Annotated in this window: 17 protein-coding genes; 15 read left to right on the plus strand and 2 right to left on the minus strand. The window is 72.9% G+C overall.

The window, feature by feature from the left end; translation table 11 throughout:
• The first annotated feature begins 74 nt into the window (after window positions 1-74).
• From ABD220_RS17205 to proC, 8 genes are all read left to right on the plus strand, one after another.
• A complete protein-coding gene (locus ABD220_RS17205) occupies window positions 75-527 on the plus strand; it encodes a pyridoxamine 5'-phosphate oxidase family protein (RefSeq protein ID WP_344124686.1) in 453 nt (150 codons plus the stop codon).
• 71 nt (window positions 528-598) lie between these two features.
• Window positions 599-1,579, plus strand: coding sequence for an oxygen-dependent tRNA uridine(34) hydroxylase TrhO (gene trhO / locus ABD220_RS17210; protein ID WP_344124688.1), 981 nt, complete (start codon window positions 599-601; stop codon window positions 1,577-1,579).
• Window positions 1,576-3,234: a DUF7059 domain-containing protein gene (locus ABD220_RS17215; RefSeq protein ID WP_344124690.1), complete on the plus strand. Its 1,659-nt coding sequence runs from the start codon at window positions 1,576-1,578 to the stop codon at window positions 3,232-3,234. The genes trhO and ABD220_RS17215 overlap by 4 nt, the downstream gene beginning before the upstream one ends.
• A 60-nt stretch (window positions 3,235-3,294) precedes the next feature.
• Entirely contained in the window at window positions 3,295-3,732 is a 438-nt protein-coding gene (locus ABD220_RS17220) for a pyridoxamine 5'-phosphate oxidase family protein (RefSeq protein ID WP_344124692.1), read from the plus strand.
• Window positions 3,733-3,903: 171 nt separating this feature from the next.
• A complete protein-coding gene (gene topA / locus ABD220_RS17225; RefSeq protein ID WP_344124693.1) occupies window positions 3,904-6,735 on the plus strand; it encodes a type I DNA topoisomerase in 2,832 nt (943 codons plus the stop codon).
• Window positions 6,736-6,785: 50 nt separating this feature from the next.
• Window positions 6,786-7,763 carry a Ppx/GppA phosphatase family protein gene (locus ABD220_RS17230; RefSeq protein WP_344124695.1) on the plus strand — a complete coding sequence of 326 codons (978 nt, stop codon included), beginning with the start codon at window positions 6,786-6,788 and terminating at the stop codon, window positions 7,761-7,763.
• Window positions 7,760-8,650, plus strand: a complete 891-nt coding sequence (locus ABD220_RS17235) for a sugar phosphate isomerase/epimerase family protein (RefSeq protein WP_344124696.1) — start codon at window positions 7,760-7,762, stop codon at window positions 8,648-8,650. The genes ABD220_RS17230 and ABD220_RS17235 overlap by 4 nt, the downstream gene beginning before the upstream one ends.
• A gap of 119 nt (window positions 8,651-8,769) precedes the next feature.
• Complete coding sequence (gene proC / locus ABD220_RS17240; protein WP_344124698.1) at window positions 8,770-9,606, plus strand: pyrroline-5-carboxylate reductase; 837 nt, start codon at window positions 8,770-8,772, stop codon at window positions 9,604-9,606.
• A 22-nt stretch (window positions 9,607-9,628) separates the two neighbouring features.
• On the opposite strand, the gene ABD220_RS17245 is transcribed toward proC, so the two are convergent.
• Complete coding sequence (locus ABD220_RS17245; protein WP_344124700.1) at window positions 9,629-10,297, minus strand: potassium channel family protein; 669 nt, start codon at window positions 10,295-10,297, stop codon at window positions 9,629-9,631.
• A complete protein-coding gene (locus ABD220_RS17250) occupies window positions 10,290-11,702 on the minus strand; it encodes a TrkH family potassium uptake protein (protein ID WP_425552584.1) in 1,413 nt (470 codons plus the stop codon). Before ABD220_RS17250 ends, ABD220_RS17245 begins: the two co-directional genes overlap by 8 nt.
• 170 nt (window positions 11,703-11,872) lie before the next feature.
• Here ABD220_RS17250 and ABD220_RS17255 point away from each other — a divergent pair, with 170 nt between their 5' ends.
• From ABD220_RS17255 to ABD220_RS17285, 7 genes are all read left to right on the plus strand, one after another.
• Window positions 11,873-13,084, plus strand: coding sequence for an acetoin utilization protein AcuC (locus tag ABD220_RS17255; RefSeq protein WP_344124702.1), 1,212 nt, complete (start codon window positions 11,873-11,875; stop codon window positions 13,082-13,084).
• Between the two features lie 125 nt (window positions 13,085-13,209).
• The gene (locus tag ABD220_RS17260; RefSeq protein WP_344124704.1) at window positions 13,210-13,785 is read left to right on the plus strand and encodes an ArsR/SmtB family transcription factor; all 576 of its coding nucleotides are present in this window, start codon (window positions 13,210-13,212) and stop codon (window positions 13,783-13,785) included.
• A gap of 35 nt (window positions 13,786-13,820) precedes the next feature.
• Complete coding sequence (gene gdhA, locus ABD220_RS17265; RefSeq protein ID WP_344124706.1) at window positions 13,821-15,161, plus strand: NADP-specific glutamate dehydrogenase; 1,341 nt, start codon at window positions 13,821-13,823, stop codon at window positions 15,159-15,161.
• Between the two features lie 114 nt (window positions 15,162-15,275).
• Window positions 15,276-16,109, plus strand: coding sequence for a FadR/GntR family transcriptional regulator (locus tag ABD220_RS17270; protein WP_344124707.1), 834 nt, complete (start codon window positions 15,276-15,278; stop codon window positions 16,107-16,109).
• A gap of 163 nt (window positions 16,110-16,272) precedes the next feature.
• Window positions 16,273-16,371 (plus strand): 30S ribosomal protein bS22, encoded by a 99-nt coding sequence (locus ABD220_RS17275; protein ID WP_005504750.1) that lies wholly within the window; start codon window positions 16,273-16,275, stop codon window positions 16,369-16,371.
• Between the two features lie 106 nt (window positions 16,372-16,477).
• The gene (locus tag ABD220_RS17280; protein ID WP_344124709.1) at window positions 16,478-16,741 is read left to right on the plus strand and encodes a glutaredoxin family protein; all 264 of its coding nucleotides are present in this window, start codon (window positions 16,478-16,480) and stop codon (window positions 16,739-16,741) included.
• 44 nt (window positions 16,742-16,785) lie between these two features.
• Entirely contained in the window at window positions 16,786-17,457 is a 672-nt protein-coding gene (locus tag ABD220_RS17285) for a histidine phosphatase family protein (RefSeq protein ID WP_344124711.1), read from the plus strand.
• Window positions 17,458-17,468 lie beyond the last annotated feature (11 nt).

Raw genomic sequence — 17,468 nt, forward strand, 5'->3', positions numbered from 1 at the left:
AGATCCGCCCGGTGCCACCGGTCGCGACCATGACACGCGTCACCCCGGCGGAGGCCGCGTGCCAGAATGACCGCATGAGCAACCCCATGAACATCTCCGGGCGCAACCCCGACAAGGAGGCCCGGGCACACCGGTCCCCGGTCACGGTGCTGTCCCCGGAGCAGTGCTGGGAGCACCTCTACAGCTCGCGCTTCGGCCGGATCGCCACCATGGACGGCGACGAGATCGAGATCACCCCCATCAACCTCGTGGCCGACGACGAGAAGATCTACTTCCGCACCGCCGAGGGCACCAAGCTGCTGCACCTGGTGCTCAACGAGCACGTCGCCGTGCACGTCGACCACGCGCAGGGCGGGGAGGCGTGGTCCGTGCTCGTGCGCGGCACGGCCCGCCGGCTCACCGACGCGGAGGAGACCGCCCGGGTGGACGAGCTGCCGCTGCGGCCGTGGGTCGGGACCCCCAAGCCCGAGTACGTCGAGGTGGTCCCCACGAAGATCACCGGTCGCGTGTTCCACCTGGGCCACTGACCCGGCGCCCCGCACCCCGGGGTCCGTCCCGGACGGCGCCGGACGCCCCGCCGCGCTTGTAGCCTGGACCCGTGGCACAGCACCGGATCCTCCTGCACTACGTCTTCACCCCGCTCCCAGACCCCACGGCCGTGATGCTCTGGCAGCGCGCCCTGTGCGAGGGCCTGGGCCTGCGCGGGCGGATCATCGTCTCCCCGCACGGGCTCAACGCCACCGTGGGCGGTGAGGTCCGGGCGCTGAAGCAGTACGCCCGGAGCACCCGGTCCCATCCCGGTCTCCGGGACACGGTGTTCAAGTGGTCGGACGGCTCGGCGGAGGACTTCCCGCGGCTGTCGGTCAAGGTCCGGGACGAGCTCGTGTCCTTCGGCGCGCCCGGGGAGCTCGAGGTCGACGAGCACGGCGTCGTCGGCGGCGGCACCCGGCTGGCCCCCGCCGCGGTGGACGAGCTCGTGGCCCGCCGCGGCGAGGACGTCGTGTTCTTCGACGGCCGCAACGCCCACGAGGCCCGGATCGGGCGCTTCCGCGGGGCCGTGGTCCCGGACGTGGAGCACAGCCGCGACTTCGTGGCCGAGCTGGACTCCGGGAAGTACGACCACCTCAAGACCCGGCCCGTGGTCACCTACTGCACCGGCGGGATCCGCTGCGAGGTGCTCTCCGCGCTGATGCGCAACCGCGGCTTCCAGGAGGTCTACCAGCTCGACGGCGGCATCGCCGAGTACGGCCGTCAGCGCGGGGACCGAGGGCTGTGGGAGGGCTCCCTGTACGTCTTCGACCGGCGCATGCATGTGCGGTTCACCCCGGCCGCGGTCACCATCGGGCGCTGCGACCGGTGCGCCGGCCCGGCCAACCGCTTCGTCAACTGCGCCGACGTCGCCTGCCGCGCCCTCGTGCTCGCGTGCCCGGCCTGCCACGAGCAGTACCCGCAGCTCATCTGCCCCGCGGGGTGCGGGTCCGCCCCGGCACCCGCGGCCGGCGACGGCCCCCCGGTCGCCTCCGGGCCCGCCCCGGCACCCGTGCCCGTGTCCGTGCCCGTGCCGACGAGTGCCGCATGAGCCCGGACGCCCCCGGCCCCTCCGCGGCACCGGCCTTCTCCCGGGTTCCCGGGACCCCCGTCTCCGACGACCCGCGGGCGCCGGCCGCGCTGCACGACGCCCTGCGCCGGACGGGCTTCACCCACGACCGCGTGGCCGAGCTGCTGGGGGCGGCCGCCATGGACGCGCTCGCGCGGGACCAGGCGGTGCCCGCCCTGCGGCTGCTCGAGCCGGCGCTGCGCACACCCGGGCACCCGGACCGGGATCTCGCCGGGGTCGTCACCCTGTTCCTGCTCGGCCGCACCGTCCCCCTGGAGGTGCTCGAGCCCGCCCCGGTGCGCCCGGAGCAGCTCGTGGGCCTGGGCCTCGCCGAGGAGACGGCGGGCGGGCTGCGCTCCACCGTGGACCTGCGACCCCACGCCTCCGACGACGGGACGGAGCTGTACGTGGCGAGCGACCTGGGCGAGTCCCAGCGCCCCGGCGTGCTGCGCCGCGACCACGTGCTGGGCATCGGGCAGGCCTCCCTGACGCTGGCCCAGACGACCGACCGCCGCCGGGTGGACCGGGCGCTGGACCTGGGCACCGGATGCGGCATCCAGACGTTCCACCTGCTCGCGCACACCGGGCACGTGACCGCCACCGACGTCTCGGACCGGGCGCTGGGCTTCACCCGGTTCAACCTGCTGCTCAACGCAGAGGCCCTGGGCATCGACCCCGACCGGCTCGAGGACCGCGTGAGCCTGCGGGCGGGCTCCCTGCTGGAGCCCGTGCGCGGCGAGCAGTTCGACCTCGTGGTGTCCAACCCCCCGTTCGTCATCACCCCGCGCCCCGCCGGCGAGACCCCGCAGGAGCGCTACACCTACCGGGACGGCGGCCTGCCGGGGGACCGGATCGTGGCCGACCTCGTGCGGGAGCTGCCCGGGGTCATGGCCCCCGGGGCCACTGCCCACCTGCTCGGCAACTGGGAGGTGCTCGCCCCGCCGCCGGGGGACGCGCGCCCGGCCGCGGAGCGCTGGGCGCTGCGTCCCGAGCAGTGGGTGCCCGAGGACGTCGACGCGTGGTTCGTCCAGCGGGAACTGGCCGGCCCGGAGGAGTACGCCGAGACGTGGCTGCGGGACGCGGCGGAGTCCCGCGACCTCGACCACTACGAACGCGCCTACCGCGCCTACCTCGACGACTTCGCCGCCCGCGGCGTCGAGGCCGTGGGCTTCGGGATGGTCCGCCTCCGACGCCCCGCCGGGACCCGGCCCGGGGGCGCGCTCCGCCGCTTCGAGCACGTCCCCCACCCGGTCCAGCAGCCGCTCGCCCCCGCGCTCGCCGCGACGTGGGCACGGGCCGATTGGCTGGCGGCGCACCCGCAGGACTGGCCGGACGCCCGGCTCGTGGCCGCCGAGGACGTCACCGAGGAGCGCCACCAGCGCCCCGGCGCCGAGCACCCCGGCGTGATCCTGCTCCGGCAGGGGGCCGGGCTGCGCCGGACCGTGCTGCTCTCCAGCGAGGCCGCGGGCTTCGCCGGTGCCTGCGACGGCGAGCTGAGCGCCCGGCAGATCCTCGGGGCGCTCGCCGCCCTGCTGGACTGGGCGGGCGAGGAGCGGCAGCGGCTGACCGAGGAGGTCCGCCACCTCGTGCTCGACGGCTTCCTCGTCCCGCAGGAGCCGGTGCCGCCCTCCGCCTGAGCACCGCTGTGGGCGGATGAGCAGGGGACGCCGCGGCGGTGCGGGTGGGAGGATGGAGGCATGAGCATCGGAGAGAACCTGAACCCCGTCAAGACGCTCGACAAGGACACCGTCTGGCAGCTCCTCGAGCAGCACCCCTTCGGCCGGCTCGCCGTCGAGGCCGCCGGGCTCGTGGACATCTTCCCCGTGAACTACGTGGTGCACCAGCGCAAGCTGTACTTCCGCACCGCCCAGGGATCCAAGCTCTCGAGCCTCATCGTCAACGACCAGGTGGCGTTCGAGATCGACGAGGTCACGGAGGAGCACGTCGTGCGCTCCGTGGTGGTCCACGGCAAGGCCCGCCGGCTCGAGACGCGCGCCGAGATCGACGCCGCGGAGGAGCTGCCGCTGAAGCCCTGGGCCCCGACGCTCAAGTACAACTTCGTGGTCATCGACGTGGAGCACGCCACGGGGCGCGAGTTCACGATCGGCGACGAGCCCGAGCGCTACCCCGTGTGAGCCCGGTCCGGCCCGCCCGGGAGGCGCCGGCCCCGCCCGTCCCCGCCGCGCGAGGGTTGACGGCGGTGACGCGTTATGGTGGAGCGCAACGGCGGGCCGACACCCGCCCGTCCGCCCCGACGTCCAGCAGCGCCGCGGCCCGCGGCACCGCGGACCGCAGCAAGGAGTACCGTGCCAACGAAGGCCACCCAGAGCCCGGGAACGGGCAAGAGCCTGCTCATCGTGGAGTCCCCGTCCAAGGTCAAGACCATCGCCGGGTACCTCGGTGACGCCTACGAGGTCGAGTCCTCGATGGGGCACATCCGCGACCTCCCGCAGCCCTCGGAGCTGCCGGCGGAGCTCAAGAAGGGTCCCTACGGCAAGTTCGCGGTGGACGTGGAGCACGGCTTCGAGCCGTACTACGTGGTGAACCCGGACAAGAAGAAGAAGGTCACCGAGCTCCGGCGCAAGCTCAAGGAGGCGGACGCCCTCTACCTCGCCACCGACGGCGACCGCGAGGGGGAGGCCATCGCATGGCACCTCCTGGAGGTGCTCAAGCCCAAGATCCCCGTCTACCGGCTGACCTTCTCCGAGATCACCCGCGAGGCCATCGAGCGGGCCTTCGGCGAGCTGCGCGAGCTCGACCAGGACCTGGTCGACGCGCAGGAGACCCGGCGCATCCTCGACCGGCTCTACGGCTACGAGATCTCCCCGGTGCTGTGGCGCAAGATCGCCTCGGGCCTGTCCGCCGGACGCGTGCAGTCCGTGGCCACCCGCCTGGTGGTGGAGCGGGAGCGGCAGCGCATGGCGTTCGTGCCCGCCGACTACTGGGACCTCAGCGGGACCTTCGCCCGCGCCGACGGCGAGGACGCCGGCACCGCCTTCAGCGCCCGGCTCTCCGCCGTGGACGGCAAGCGGGTGGCGGGGGGCCGCGACTTCGGCGACGACGGCGTGCTCAAGGGCGCCGCCGGCAAGCTCGCGCACCTGGACGAGCAGGCCGCCCGCGAGCTGGCCGCCGGCCTCGAGCACGCGGCGTTCACCGTCCGGTCGCTGGAGACCAAGCCGTACACCCGCCGCCCGGCCGCCCCGTTCACCACGTCCACGCTGCAGCAGGAGGCGGCGCGCAAGCTGCGCTTCACCTCCCGCACCACCATGCAGGTGGCGCAGAAGCTGTACGAGAACGGCTACATCACCTACATGCGCACCGACTCCGTGGCGCTGTCCGACCAGGCGGTCACGGCCGCCCGGCGCCAGGCCACGGAGCTCTACGGCGCCGACTTCGTGCCCGGCTCCCCGCGGGTCTACAGCTCCAAGTCGAAGAACGCGCAGGAGGCGCACGAGGCCGTGCGCCCGGCCGGGGACTCCTTCCGCACCCCGAACCAGGTCCGCGGCGAGCTCTCCGCGGACGCCTACCGGCTCTACGAGCTGATCTGGAAGCGCACCGTCGCCTCCCAGATGGCCGACGCCAAGGGGTCGACGGCGACCGTGCGGCTCGGCGCGACGTCGTCGGCCGGACAGGACGCCGAGTTCTCCGCGTCCGGCACCGTCATCACCTTCCGCGGCTTCCTGGCCGCCTACGAGGAGGGCCGGGACGAGGATCCCGCCACGGACAAGGACGGTGGCAAGGACGGCGACAAGCGGCTCCCGCGGATGGCGGAGGGCGACCGCCTGGACGCCACCGACGTCGAGGCCGACGGGCACCGCACCTCGCCGCCGCCGCGCTACACCGAGGCGTCCCTGGTCAAGGTCCTCGACGAGCTCGGCATCGGCCGGCCCTCGACCTACGCCGCCGTGATCTCCACGATCATGGACCGCGGCTACGTCCGCGTGCGGGGCTCCGCGCTGATCCCCTCGTGGACCGCGTTCTCCGTGGTGCGCCTGCTCGAGGAGCACTTCTCCGACTACGTGGACTACGACTTCACGGCGGAGATGGAGGAGGGCCTGGACCGGATCGCCCGGGGCGAGGAGGACAGCACCGACTGGCTGCAGGACTTCTACTTCGGCTCCCAGGGCCACGAGAACGGGCTCAAGCCCATCGTCGACGACCTCGGCGAGATCGACGCCCGCGCCGTGAACTCCATCCCCGTGACCGAGGACATCACCCTGCGGGTCGGCAAGTTCGGCCCCTACCTGGAGGTGGCCGGCGCCGTGGACCCGGAGACCGGTGAGATCACCGACCCGGTCCGGGCGAACGTGCCGGAGGACCTCGCCCCCGACGAGCTCACGCCCGACAAGGCCCGCGAGCTCATCGAGACGGGCAAGGCGGACGGCCGGGAGCTCGGCCGCGACCCCGGGACCGGGCGCGTCATCGTGGCCAAGGACGGCCGCTACGGGCCCTATGTCACCGAGGTGATCCCCGAGCCCACCGCCGAGGAGCTCGCGGCCCAGCCCGTGGAGTACTACAAGAACGGCAAGCCCAAGCCCCCGAAGAAACCGGTCAAGGAGAAGCCCCGCACGGGGTCCCTGCTCTCCACGATGACCCTGCAGGACGTGACCCTCGAGGACGCCCTCAAGATCCTCTCCCTGCCGCGCACGCTGGGCACGGACGCCGAGGGCAACGAGATCACGGTGCAGAACGGCCGGTTCGGCCCCTACCTCAAGAAGGGGAGCGACTCGCGCTCGCTGCAGTCCGAGGAGCAGCTGTTCACGGTCACCCTCGAGGAGGCCCTGAAGATCTACGCCCAGCCCAAGCAGCGCGGCCGCGGCACCGCCAAGCCGCCGCTCGCGGACCTCGGCACCGACCAGATCACGGAACGGCCCATGGTGATCAAGGACGGGCGCTTCGGCCCGTACATCACCGACGGGGAGACCAACGTGACGGTCCCGCGCGGCGAGACCGTGGAGCAGATCACACCGGCGCGCGCCAGCCAGCTGCTCGCGGAGAAGCGGGCCCAGGGCCCCGCCCCGAAGAAGACGGCGCGGTCGTCGGGCAGGGGGACGGCGGCCAAGCCCAGCACGACGAAGAAGAGCACGGCCAAGAAGCCCGCGGCGGCCAAGCCCGCCCGCGCCGGGTCCAAGGGCTGAGCCGCTCCGCACGCGCGGGACGGACACGGAACTCGAAGGAGCACCACGGCATGCGTCTCGGAGTCCTCGACGTGGGGTCGAACACCGTCCACCTCCTCCTGCTGGACGTCTACCCGGGCTCCCGGCCCGAGCCGTACGCGTCCCACAAGCTGGCCCTGCGGCTGGTGCAGTACCTCGACGCGGACGGCAACATCTCCGACGCCGGCCGGGACGCCCTCACCGCTTTCGTGGTCGAGGCCCGGGAATTCGCCGTGGACAACCGGGCCGAGGACTTCCTGGCGTTCGCGACCTCCGCGATCCGCGAGGCCGGCAACGGGGCGCAGGTGCTGGACCACGTCCAGTCCCGCTCCGGCGTCACCCTCACGGAGCTGGCCGGGGACCAGGAGGCGGCCGTCACGTTCTTCGCGGTCCGCCGCTGGTTCGGCTGGGGAGCGGGAACCGTCCTGGACCTCGACATCGGCGGCGGGTCCTTCGAGATGGCCATGGGCGACAACGCGCTGCCCACCGTCGCGGCCTCGGTGCCGCTCGGCGCGGGGCGGCTCACCCGCGCCTTCATCGCCGGGGACGTCGCGACCCCGAAGGAGATGAAGGCCCTGCGCAAGCACGTGCGCCAAGAACTCAAGCCCGCGGTCGCCCGGGTGAGCGCGGCGGGGGAGCCCACCTGCGTGGCCGGCACCTCCAAGACGTTCCGCTCCCTGGCCCGGATCTGCGGGGCGGCACCGTACGCCATGGGCCCGTACGTGCCCCGCACCCTCCACCTCGAGGACCTGCGGCTGTGGACGCGCCGGATGGAGGCCATGACCCCGGAGGAGCGCGCCGAGCTGCCGGGGGTCTCCCCCGCGCGGGCCCACCAGATCCTCGCGGGCGCCGTGGTGGCCGAGGCGGCCATGGACGCCTACGGCGTCGAGTCGATCCGGATCTGCCCGTGGGCCCTGCGCGAGGGACTGATCCTGCGCCGCCTGGACCAGCTGAGCAGCCACTCCGACGTCCGCACCGTGGACCCCCGGCAACTGGTCGGTGCGGCATGAGCGAGCAGCAGGGCTCGGCCGCGGAGCCGTACCGCCCGCACGTGGCGCTGTCCACCAGCTCCCTCTATCCGCTCGGGGTCCCGGAGACCTTCGAGGCAGCCGTGGAACTGGGCTACGACAGCGTGGAGGTGCTCGTCACGCACGAGCGGATGAGCCAGCTCACCCACCAGCTCCAGGACCTCGTGCAGCGCCACCAGCTCCCCATCTCCACCATCCACGCCCCCACCCTGCTGCTGACCCAGCAGGTGTGGGGCAAGTCGTGGACCAAGATCCAGATGGCCGCCGCGCTCACCGAGCAGGTGGGCGCGGAGGTCGTCGTGGTGCACCCGCCCTTCCGGTGGCAGCGGCGGTACGCCGCGAACTTCGTGGAGGGCGTGCGGGTGGTCTCCCAGGCCACGGGCGTGAAGATCTCCGTGGAGAACATGTACCCCTGGCGGGTCCGCGGCCGCGACACCGTGGTCTACGCCCCGCACTACAGCCCGCTGGGCCAGGACTACGACTGGGTGACGTGGGACTTCTCGCACGCCGCGACGGCCCGGATGGACTCCCTGGCCGCCATCCGGGAGCTGGGCCCCCGGCTGGGCCACGTCCACCTGACCGACGGGTCGGGGGAGACCACGGCCGACGAGCACCTGCTGCCGGGCCACGGCGTGCAGCCGGTGGCCGAGTCCCTCGAGTTCCTCGCCTCCACCCGGTGGCAGGGCATCATCGGCGTCGAGGTCTCGACCCGGCGCTCGAAGAACTCCGAGGAGCGCACACAGTGGCTCGCGGAGTCCCTCGAGTTCGCCCGCCGGCACACGAGCGTGCCCGACGGCGCCCCGAGCGGCGGCACCGAGGGCGCGGCGAGCACCGAGGGCGCGGACAGCGCTGACGGCACCGCGGGCTGACGGCCGCAGGCACCCGGCCGCCCGGCCCGCGCCCACCCGTCCGATCTGCTCCCCGTGCTCCGAGCCCACCGATCCACTCCCACCGATCCATGACCACCGACGAGAGGACCTCACCGACCATGACTCCTGTGCTCTCCTTCCTGGGCTGCGGCTCCATGAACGGCTCCATCCTGCGGGGGGTGCTGGCCGCCGGCGTGCCCGCCGACCGGGTCCGGGCCACCGTCCGCTCCGCGGAGAGCGCCCGCCGGCTCGAGGACGAGACGGGCGTGCGGCCCTACGTCACGGGCGAGGACCCCGAGGCGAACCGGCGGGCCGCGCGCGAGGCGGACATCGTGCTGCTCGGCGTGAAGCCCGTGGGCATCCTCGACCTCGCCCGCGAGATCGCCCCCGCGCTGCGCCCCGGCACGGTCGTGGCGTCGGTGGCGGCGGGGGTCTCCGTCGGCGCCCTCGAGCGCGCCCTCCCCCCGGGGCAGCCGGTGGTGCGCACGATGCCGAACACGCCCTCCAGCGTGGGCCGCGGGGTCGTCTCGGTGACCCCGGGGGCCGCCACCACCCCCGAGCAGACGGAGTCCGTGCGCCGGGTGCTCGAGGCCGTGGGCACCGTGGTCGAGGTCCCCGAGGAGCAGGTGGACGCCGTGACCGGCGTCTCCGGCTCCGGACCTGCCTACGTGTTCCTGCTGGCCGAGGCCATGCAGCAGGCGGGGGAGCGGATGGGGCTGCCGGCCGACGTCGCGCGGGTCCTCGCGAAGGAGACCGTCTCCGGCGCCGGAGAGCTGCTGCGCCCGGCGGAGGCCGACCCCGCGGCCCTGCGCAAGGCCGTCACGAGCCCCAAGGGCACCACCGACCGGGCCATCACGACCTTCCAGGACCACGGCTTCGAGGACCTCGTCGCGGCCGCCGCCCAGGCCTCGGCGGACCGCTCGGCGGAGCTCACCCGCGAGTTCAGCGGGTCCTGAGCCGCGGCCCGGCACGCCCGGGTCAGGGGCGGGCCGCGAAGCGCTCGAGCAGGTCCACGTGCCCCGAGACGATCAGCAGGTCCCGGGAGGTGACCTTGGTGTCGGGGCGGGCGTACGTGAAGTCCTCGCCCGGGGACTTCACACCCACCACGGTCACGCCGTACTTGGAGCGGATGTTGGAGTCCCCCAGCGTGAAGCCCTGCACCTCCCGCGGCGGGTACATCTTGACGATCGCGAAGTCGTCGTCGAACTCGATGTAGTCCAGCAGCCGTCCCGAGACCAGGTGCGCGGTGCGCCGTCCCGCGTCCGCCTCGGGGAAGATCACGTGGTGGGCACCGATGCGGGAGAGGATCTTGCCGTGCGAGGGCGTGATGGCCTTCGCCCAGATCCGGCCCACGCCGAGGTCCACGAGGTTCGCCGTGATGAGCACGCTCGACTCGATGGACGTGCCGACCCCGACCACGGCGGAGTCGAACTCGGCCGCGCCCAGCTGCCGCAGGGCGTCGATGTCGGTGGCCTCGGCCTCGACCACGTGGGTGAGCTGCCCGGAGAGCTTCTGGACCAGCTGGGCGTCCCGCTCCACGCCCAGGACCTCCCGGCCCTGGCGGGCCAGCTGGAGCGCGGTGGCGGTGCCGAAGCGGCCGAGGCCGATCACCAGGACGGGAACGCTGTGGGACGAACGGTCAGCCAATGATGGGCCTTTCCTCGGGGTACTTGTACAGGCGCCGGCGCGAGCGCAGCGCCAGGGCTGCGGCCACGGTGGTGATGCCGATGCGTCCCACGAACATGGTGGCCGCGAGCACGTACTTGCCCTCCGGCGGGAGCTCCGCGGAGAGGCCGACGCTCAGCCCGCACGTGGCGTAGGCCGAGATCACCTCGAAGAGCACCCGGTCCAGGGGGGCGTCGGAGAAGGCCAGCAGGAACCCGCAGGCCACCAGCACGATCGTCGCCCCCATCATGATGACCGAGATCGCGATGCGCAGGGCCTCCTCGGGGATGGTGCGGTAGAACGAGATCACGGACCGGTCACCGCGGGCCTCGGCCAGGACCGCCAGGAACACGACGGCGAGCGTGGTGACCTTGATGCCACCGGCCGTGGACGCCGAGCCGCCGCCCGCGAACATCATGGCGTCCGTCATCAGCAGCGTCTGCGGCAGCTCGCTGTTGGTGTCGACGAGGGCGAAGCCGCCCGAGCGCATGTTGACCGAGGAGAAGAAGCCGTTGAAGATCTTCTGGCCCACGGACAGGTGCTGCAGCGTCCCCGGGTTGGACCACTCGAACGCGGTGTACATGATCCACGCCAGCACGAGCAGCACGGTCGTGGTCGTCACGGTGAGCTTCGTGTTGAGGTTCCACCGGGTGAACCGCAGCCCGACCTGCCGCACCACCAGGATGACGGGGAAGCCGAGGGAGCCGATGAACACCCCGAGGGCGATGGGCACGACGATCAGCCACGCCGTCGTGTAGGGCCCGAGACCGGCCTCGTTGGGCACGAAGCCGCCGTTGTTGAAGGCCGAGATCGAGTAGAAGACGCCCTGCCACAGGGCGAACAGGATCGGCTCGCCCTCGAGCAGGAACCCGACCGTGAGGACCGTGGCCAGCACCGCCTCGATGGTGACGGAGGTGACCACGATGATCTGCAGGAGCGAGCCGACCTCGCCGAGCCGCCCGATGTTGAGGGCCTCCTGCGTCAGGAGCCGTGACCGCAGACCGAGCTTGCGCCCCACGGCGAGGGCGAGGATCGACGTCATCGTCAGCGTGCCCAGGCCGCCGATCTGCATCGCGACCATGATGACGAACTGCCCGAAGAAGGACCAGTTCGTGCCGGTGGGCACCGTGGTGAGGCCCGTCACGGTGACGGCGGACGTCGCCGTGAACACCGCGTCCTCCAGTGAGGTGCTGACGCCGGGGGCGGACGAGACGGGCAGCCACAGCAGGAAGGAGAAGGCGGCGACGACGACGGCGAAGACGATCAGCGCCAGACGCGCCGGGGAGGAGGCCGCGATCCGGTCCACGAGGTCGCGCAGCGAGGTGAGCACCCAGAACCGGCCCCGCTCCTCGGGACGGACCCAGGGGCCGCGCTGCAGGTTGCTCACGGGCCCTCCTCCTGGTCTGCAGGCCGCCGGACGACCCGGGCGGCCGGCGGCGATCGCCGCGACCGCTGACAGTATCGCACTGCCGTCGGCGCTCGGGCGCGACGACACATAGGCCGCGACGGGCGGGCCCCGGGACACCGTCCGGCGCCCCGGGGTGATCTAATGTCGATGTGACCCCTGCTACATCCGGGCCTGGCGTCCCGTACCCCACGCGACTGTTCTGGGACCCCGCCCTGCTCGAGTACAACTTCGGGGACCACCACCCCATGCACCCGTCCCGGCTCGAGACCACCTACCGCCTGGTCCAGGAGTTCGGCCTCGACCGCCGGGACAACGTCACCGTGGAGGTGCCCGAGGTGGCCCCGGACGCGGTGCTCAACCTCGTGCACCCGCAGCACTACGTGGACTCCGTCCGGGCCGTCAGCGCCGACCCCTCCGTGGAGATCCCCGAGTGCGGGCTCGGCACCGAGGACACCCCCGGCTACCCCGGGGTGCACGAGGCCAGCGCCCGGCTCGTGGGCGGCAGCTACCAGGGCGCCGTGGCCGTCCTCGCCGGGGACGCGGTGCACGCCGTGAACTTCGGGGGAGGGATGCACCACGCCCACGCGGAGAAGGCCAGCGGCTTCTGCATCTACAACGACTGCGCCGTGGCGGTCCAGCACCTGCTCGACCAGGGGGTCCGGCGGGTGGCCTACGTGGACGTCGACGGCCACCACGGCGACGGCACCCAGGCGATCTTCTACGACGACCCCCGCGTCCTCACCGTCTCGCTGCACGAGACGGGGCTGACCCTGTTCCCGGGCACGGGATTCGCCAACGAGACCGGCCGCGGGGAGGCCGAGGGCCACGCCGTCAACGTGGCGATGCCCACGGCCTCCGACGACTCCATGTGGCTGCGCGCGTTCGACGCCGTGGTCCCGCCCCTCCTGCGCCAGTTCCGGCCCGAGGTGATCGTGAGCCAGCACGGCTGCGACTCGCACTTCGCCGACGAGCTCACCCACCTGCGCGTCAGCGTGGACGCGCAGCGGCAGACCGCCGTGGCCGTGGCCGGGCTGGCGCACGAGCTGTGCGAGGGCCGGTGGATCGCCACGGGCGGGGGCGGGTACAACTGCTACGACGTGGTGCCCCGCTCCTGGACGCACCTGGTCGGCGTCGCCGCGGGCCACCCGATCGACGTGCGCACCGCGGTGCCGCAGCCCTGGCGCGACTACGTGCGCGAGCGCTACGGCGCCGACGCGCCGCGGGTCATGGGCGACGGGGTGGACCTGTGGTGGCGCTCCTGGGAGGTGGGCTTCGACCCGAACGACGAGACGGACCGCACCATCATGGCCACCCGCAAGGAGGTCTTCCCCCAGTGGGGGCTGGACCCGTGGTTCGACTGAGCCCGCCGCCCGCGGGATCCGGCGACCGGGCCGACGGATGTGGCAGTGGCCGCGGCGGCGACCACGGCGGCGCCGCGGACGTGCCGGTGCCGGTAGCCGCGCGGCATCCCGTTTACAGTGATCGGATGGGCAACAACGACGTGTTCGCGGTGATCGCCGACAAGACCCGGCGGGGGATCCTCACCGCGCTCAAGGACGGCGAACGACCCGTGGGGGACCTCGTGGCGGAGTTGGGAGTGTCCCAGCCGACCGTCTCGAAGCATCTGAAGATCCTGCGCGAGGCCGGTATGGTGTCCATGGAGGCACAGGGGCAACGACGTCTCTACGCCGTGCAGCCGGAGCCGCTGGCCGAGGTCACCGCATGGGTCCACGAGGTCGTGGGCGGGGCGGCCCACCAGGTGGCCGTGCCGATGCGCGTCCCGGCGGGCACCGCCGGGACCGATACCGCCCCGACCGTCGGGACCGACGAGATCGGGACGACCGCGGGGGACCGCGAGGTGACGCCCGGGACGGACGCCGCGACGGCGCTCGTGCCGGCCCCGGCCGTCGACCCCGGCTCGGAACCGGCCGTCGCGCCCGGCCCGGGGCTGCCCGTCACCGGCACCCCCGCACGCCCGAACAGGGGCGCGGGGGCTCGCGCGGTGGACCTCCTGTCCAGCCTCTCCGGCCTGCGCCGCCGCACCAGGAATCCGCGGCGGTGACCGGCCGGTCCCAATCGATCCGAACGAGGAGCACCATGCACGAGGACCTGTACCCGATCCGCCAGGCCGTACTCGCCCGCAACCCCGGAGAGGTGGAGTTCCACCAGGCGGTGGACGAGGTCTTCGACTCCCTGGGCCCCGTGGTCGCGCGCCACCCCGAGCTGCTCGACGCGGCCGTGCTCGAGCGGATCTGCGAGCCGGAGCGGCAGATCATCTTCCGCGTCCCCTGGACCGACGACCAGGGCCGTGTGCACATCAACCGCGGCTTCCGCGTGGAGTTCAACTCCGCGCTCGGGCCCTACAAGGGCGGCCTGCGCTTCCACCCCTCCGTGTACCTCGGCATCGTGAAGTTCCTGGGCTTCGAGCAGATCTTCAAGAACGCCCTCACGGGCATGCCCATCGGCGGCGGCAAGGGCGGTTCGGACTTCGACCCGAGCGGGCGCTCCGACGGCGAGATCATGCGCTTCTGCCAGTCCTTCATGACCGAGCTCTACCGCCACATCGGCGAGTACACCGACGTCCCCGCCGGTGACATCGGCGTGGGCGGACGCGAGATCGGCTACCTGTTCGGCCAGTACAAGCGGATCACCAACCGCTACGAGTCCAGCGTGCTCACCGGCAAGGGCCTCAGCTGGGGCGGCTCCCTGGTGCGCACCGAGGCCACCGGCTTCGGCACCGTGATGTTCGCCGAGGAGATGCTGCGGACCCGCGGGCAGTCCTTCGATGGGCAGACCGTGCTGGTCTCCGGCTCGGGCAACGTGGCGACGTACGCCATCCACCGGGCGCAGCAGCTGGGCGCCACCGTGGTCACCGCCTCGGACTCCAGCGGCTACGTGGTGGACCCGGACGGCATCGAGCTGGACCTGCTGCGCGAGGTCAAGGAGATCGAGCGGGGCCGGATCGCCGAGTACGCCGAGCGCCGCGGCGGGCGCGCCCGGTTCATCGCGAAGGGCTCGGTGTGGGACGTGCCCGGCACCGTGGCCCTGCCGTGCGCCACCCAGAACGAGCTGGACGGCTCCCACGCCAAGAAGCTGCTCGGCCACGGCGTGCTCGCCGTGGCGGAGGGCGCCAACATGCCGACCACGGGGGAGGCCACCCGCCTGTTTCAGGAGGCGGACGTGCTCTTCGGCCCGGGCAAGGCGGCCAATGCCGGGGGCGTGGCCACGTCCGCGCTGGAGATGCAGCAGAACGCCTCCCGCGACTCGTGGACCTTCGAGTACACGGAGGAGCGGCTCGGCCAGATCATGAAGTCGATCCACGACACCTGCGCCGCGACCGCCGAGGACTACGGCATGCCCGGCAACTACGTGGCCGGCGCGAACATCGCCGGGTTCATGAAGGTGGCCGGCGCCATGATGGCGCAGGGCCTCATCTGATCCCGTGCCGGGCCCGGTCCCACCGGGCCCGGCAGGGTTCCCCGTCCGCACTTCCGACACGTCCGGAGCCGCGATCGCCCCACGGAGGGCCGCGGTGGTCCTACCCTGGAGACTATGGCAACGCATCGGCAGGTCCTGCAGTGGCTGGAGAACGAGCTGTTCGACGGCAACCTCGTGCTGGGCCAACAACTGCCCTCGGACCGCGACCTCGCGGCCATCCACCGCGTGTCCCGCAACAACATGCGGGAGGCGCTCAAGACCCTGGAGGCCCAGGGCATCGTGCGGCTCTTCGACGGGCCGCGCAAGTCGATCCTGCCGATGCTGGTGCGGGAGCCCGCGGCCTCCGCGGGGCCCGCGCTGCAGCTGCACATGGCCACCTCGGACTACCCCCTGCGGGACATCGTGCAGACCCGGGTGCTGCTGGAGACGTGGGCCCTGGAACGCTCGGACCCGGAGCACCCGGCCATGGCCGAGCTGCGGGCGCTGCTCGAGCAGATGGCCCGGGACGACCTGTCCCTCAAGGAGTTCCACCACCTCGAGGTCAGCTTCCACATCGCCCTGTGCAAGACCGCCGGCAACTCGGTGGTCTCGGCCCTGATGTCCTCCCTGCGGGACTCGATCTACGAGTACACGATGGCCCTCGTGGGCCACGTGCCCCTGTGGAGCACCACCTCGGAGCGGCTGCGCGCGGAGCACCACGCCATCTACTCGGCCGTGGCGGCCGGTGACCGCCGGCTCGCGTCCCGGCTGGTCGCGGAGCACATCGAGTACCAGTACCGCGAGGCCGGCGTGGACCCCGACCAGGAGCAGCGCACCCCCGGCCCCGCGCCGGACGCCCCCGCCGAGCTCAACCCGCCCGGCGCCGCGGCGGGGCCCCCGGACACCGCCGAGGACGCGTTCGGGGGCGAGTCCGGGGACGGGCCGGCGCCGGTGTCCCGCAGCGCCTGAGGCGCCCGCGGCCGCACCGAATGCGGCAATCTCCCCGTGAGACGGTAGGGTGTCAGTGAACGTTTGCCCGGCCGTCACCGCCCGCAGGCCGGCACCCCCGGGGCCCGCCTGTCGCGCGGAGCTCCCGGGACCACCACCGAGACATGAAGATGCGAGGGATCCTATGGGTTCAGTGATCAAGAAGCGCCGCAAGCGGATGTCCAAGAAGAAGCACCGCAAGCTGCTCCGCAAGACCCGTCACCAGCGCCGCAACAAGAAGTGACGCTGCGCTGAGCACGCCACCGGGGCCGCCGTCCGATCCAGGACGGCGGCCCCGGTGCGTTCCCGGGCCCATCCGCACCGCGCGACGGACCCGTAGCATGGGCTCCATGAGCTCTCCTCCGCCTCCCGCCGTGACCCTTCTGACCCGGCCGGGCTGCCACCTCTGCGTGGCCGCCCGGGAGTCCGTGGACCGGGTCACCTCCGCGCTGGGGCTGGCGTGGGAGGACGTCGACGTCGACACCGACCCCGAGCTGGCCCGCCGGCACGCCGAGGAGATCCCGGTGCTGCTGGTGGACGGCGTCCCGCGCGACTTCTGGCAGATCGACGAGCGCCGCCTCGCCCGGCTGCTGCGCGAGCGCCTGGCCGGCTGAGCCCCGTTTGGGGCCGGTGCGCCCGGTCTGGGACCATGGGTGCCATGCCCTCCTCGACAGTCCATCTGCTGCGCCACGGCCAGGTCCTCAACCCGGACCGCATCGTCTACGGGAGGCTCCCCCGCTACGGCCTCACCGAGCTGGGCGCGCGGATGGCGGAGGCCGCCGCCGCGGAGCTCGTCCGCCGCGTGAACGCCGGCTCGCGCATCGTCCACCTCGTCTCCTCCCCGCTGCAGCGGACCCGGGAGACCGCCGCGCCCGTGGCCCGGGAGCTGCACCTGCCGGTGCACCCGGACGAGCGGATCATCGAGGCGCCCAACCACTTCGAGGGCCTGCACGTGGACGTCCCCGAGCTGCTGAAGCCGCGGCACTGGCCGCACCTGCGCAACCCCCTGCGGCCTTCCTGGGGCGAGCCCTACCGGCACCAGGTCGCGCGCATGGCGGAGGCCGTGCTGGACGCCGGGCGCACCGCCGCGGAGCGCGGCGGCGAGGGGGCCGAGGCCGTGCTGGTGTCCCACCAGCTGCCGATCTGGCTCACCCGCCGCTCCGCCGAAGGGCGGCCCCTGCCGCACGACCCCCGCCGGCGGCAGTGCAACCTCGCCTCCCTCACCTCGCTCGTCTTCGACGACCTCGGGTCCGGCCGTCCGCCCCGGGTCGTCTACAGCGAGCCCGCGGCCGACCTCTACTCAGGGGTCAACCAGCTTCCCGGTTCATAATGGCCGGGCGC

It is taken from the genome of Kocuria aegyptia (assembly GCF_039530085.1).
GTDB lineage: Bacteria > Actinomycetota > Actinomycetes > Actinomycetales > Micrococcaceae > Kocuria > Kocuria aegyptia.

What these genes read in the sequence shown, in the direction of transcription:
- ABD220_RS17205 (WP_344124686.1), top strand. Translation starts at nt 75, where the DNA reads ATGAGCAACCCCATGAACATCTCCGGGCGCAACCCCGACAAGGAGGCC.
- ABD220_RS17215 (WP_344124690.1), top strand. Translation starts at nt 1,576, where the DNA reads ATGAGCCCGGACGCCCCCGGCCCCTCCGCGGCACCGGCCTTCTCCCGG.
- ABD220_RS17220 (WP_344124692.1), top strand. Translation starts at nt 3,295, where the DNA reads ATGAGCATCGGAGAGAACCTGAACCCCGTCAAGACGCTCGACAAGGAC.
- ABD220_RS17230 (WP_344124695.1), top strand. Translation starts at nt 6,786, where the DNA reads ATGCGTCTCGGAGTCCTCGACGTGGGGTCGAACACCGTCCACCTCCTC.
- ABD220_RS17235 (WP_344124696.1), top strand. Translation starts at nt 7,760, where the DNA reads ATGAGCGAGCAGCAGGGCTCGGCCGCGGAGCCGTACCGCCCGCACGTG.
- proC (WP_344124698.1), top strand. Translation starts at nt 8,770, where the DNA reads ATGACTCCTGTGCTCTCCTTCCTGGGCTGCGGCTCCATGAACGGCTCC.
- ABD220_RS17260 (WP_344124704.1), top strand. Translation starts at nt 13,210, where the DNA reads ATGGGCAACAACGACGTGTTCGCGGTGATCGCCGACAAGACCCGGCGG.
- gdhA (WP_344124706.1), top strand. Translation starts at nt 13,821, where the DNA reads ATGCACGAGGACCTGTACCCGATCCGCCAGGCCGTACTCGCCCGCAAC.
- ABD220_RS17270 (WP_344124707.1), top strand. Translation starts at nt 15,276, where the DNA reads ATGGCAACGCATCGGCAGGTCCTGCAGTGGCTGGAGAACGAGCTGTTC.
- ABD220_RS17275 (WP_005504750.1), top strand. Translation starts at nt 16,273, where the DNA reads ATGGGTTCAGTGATCAAGAAGCGCCGCAAGCGGATGTCCAAGAAGAAG.
- ABD220_RS17280 (WP_344124709.1), top strand. Translation starts at nt 16,478, where the DNA reads ATGAGCTCTCCTCCGCCTCCCGCCGTGACCCTTCTGACCCGGCCGGGC.
- ABD220_RS17285 (WP_344124711.1), top strand. Translation starts at nt 16,786, where the DNA reads ATGCCCTCCTCGACAGTCCATCTGCTGCGCCACGGCCAGGTCCTCAAC.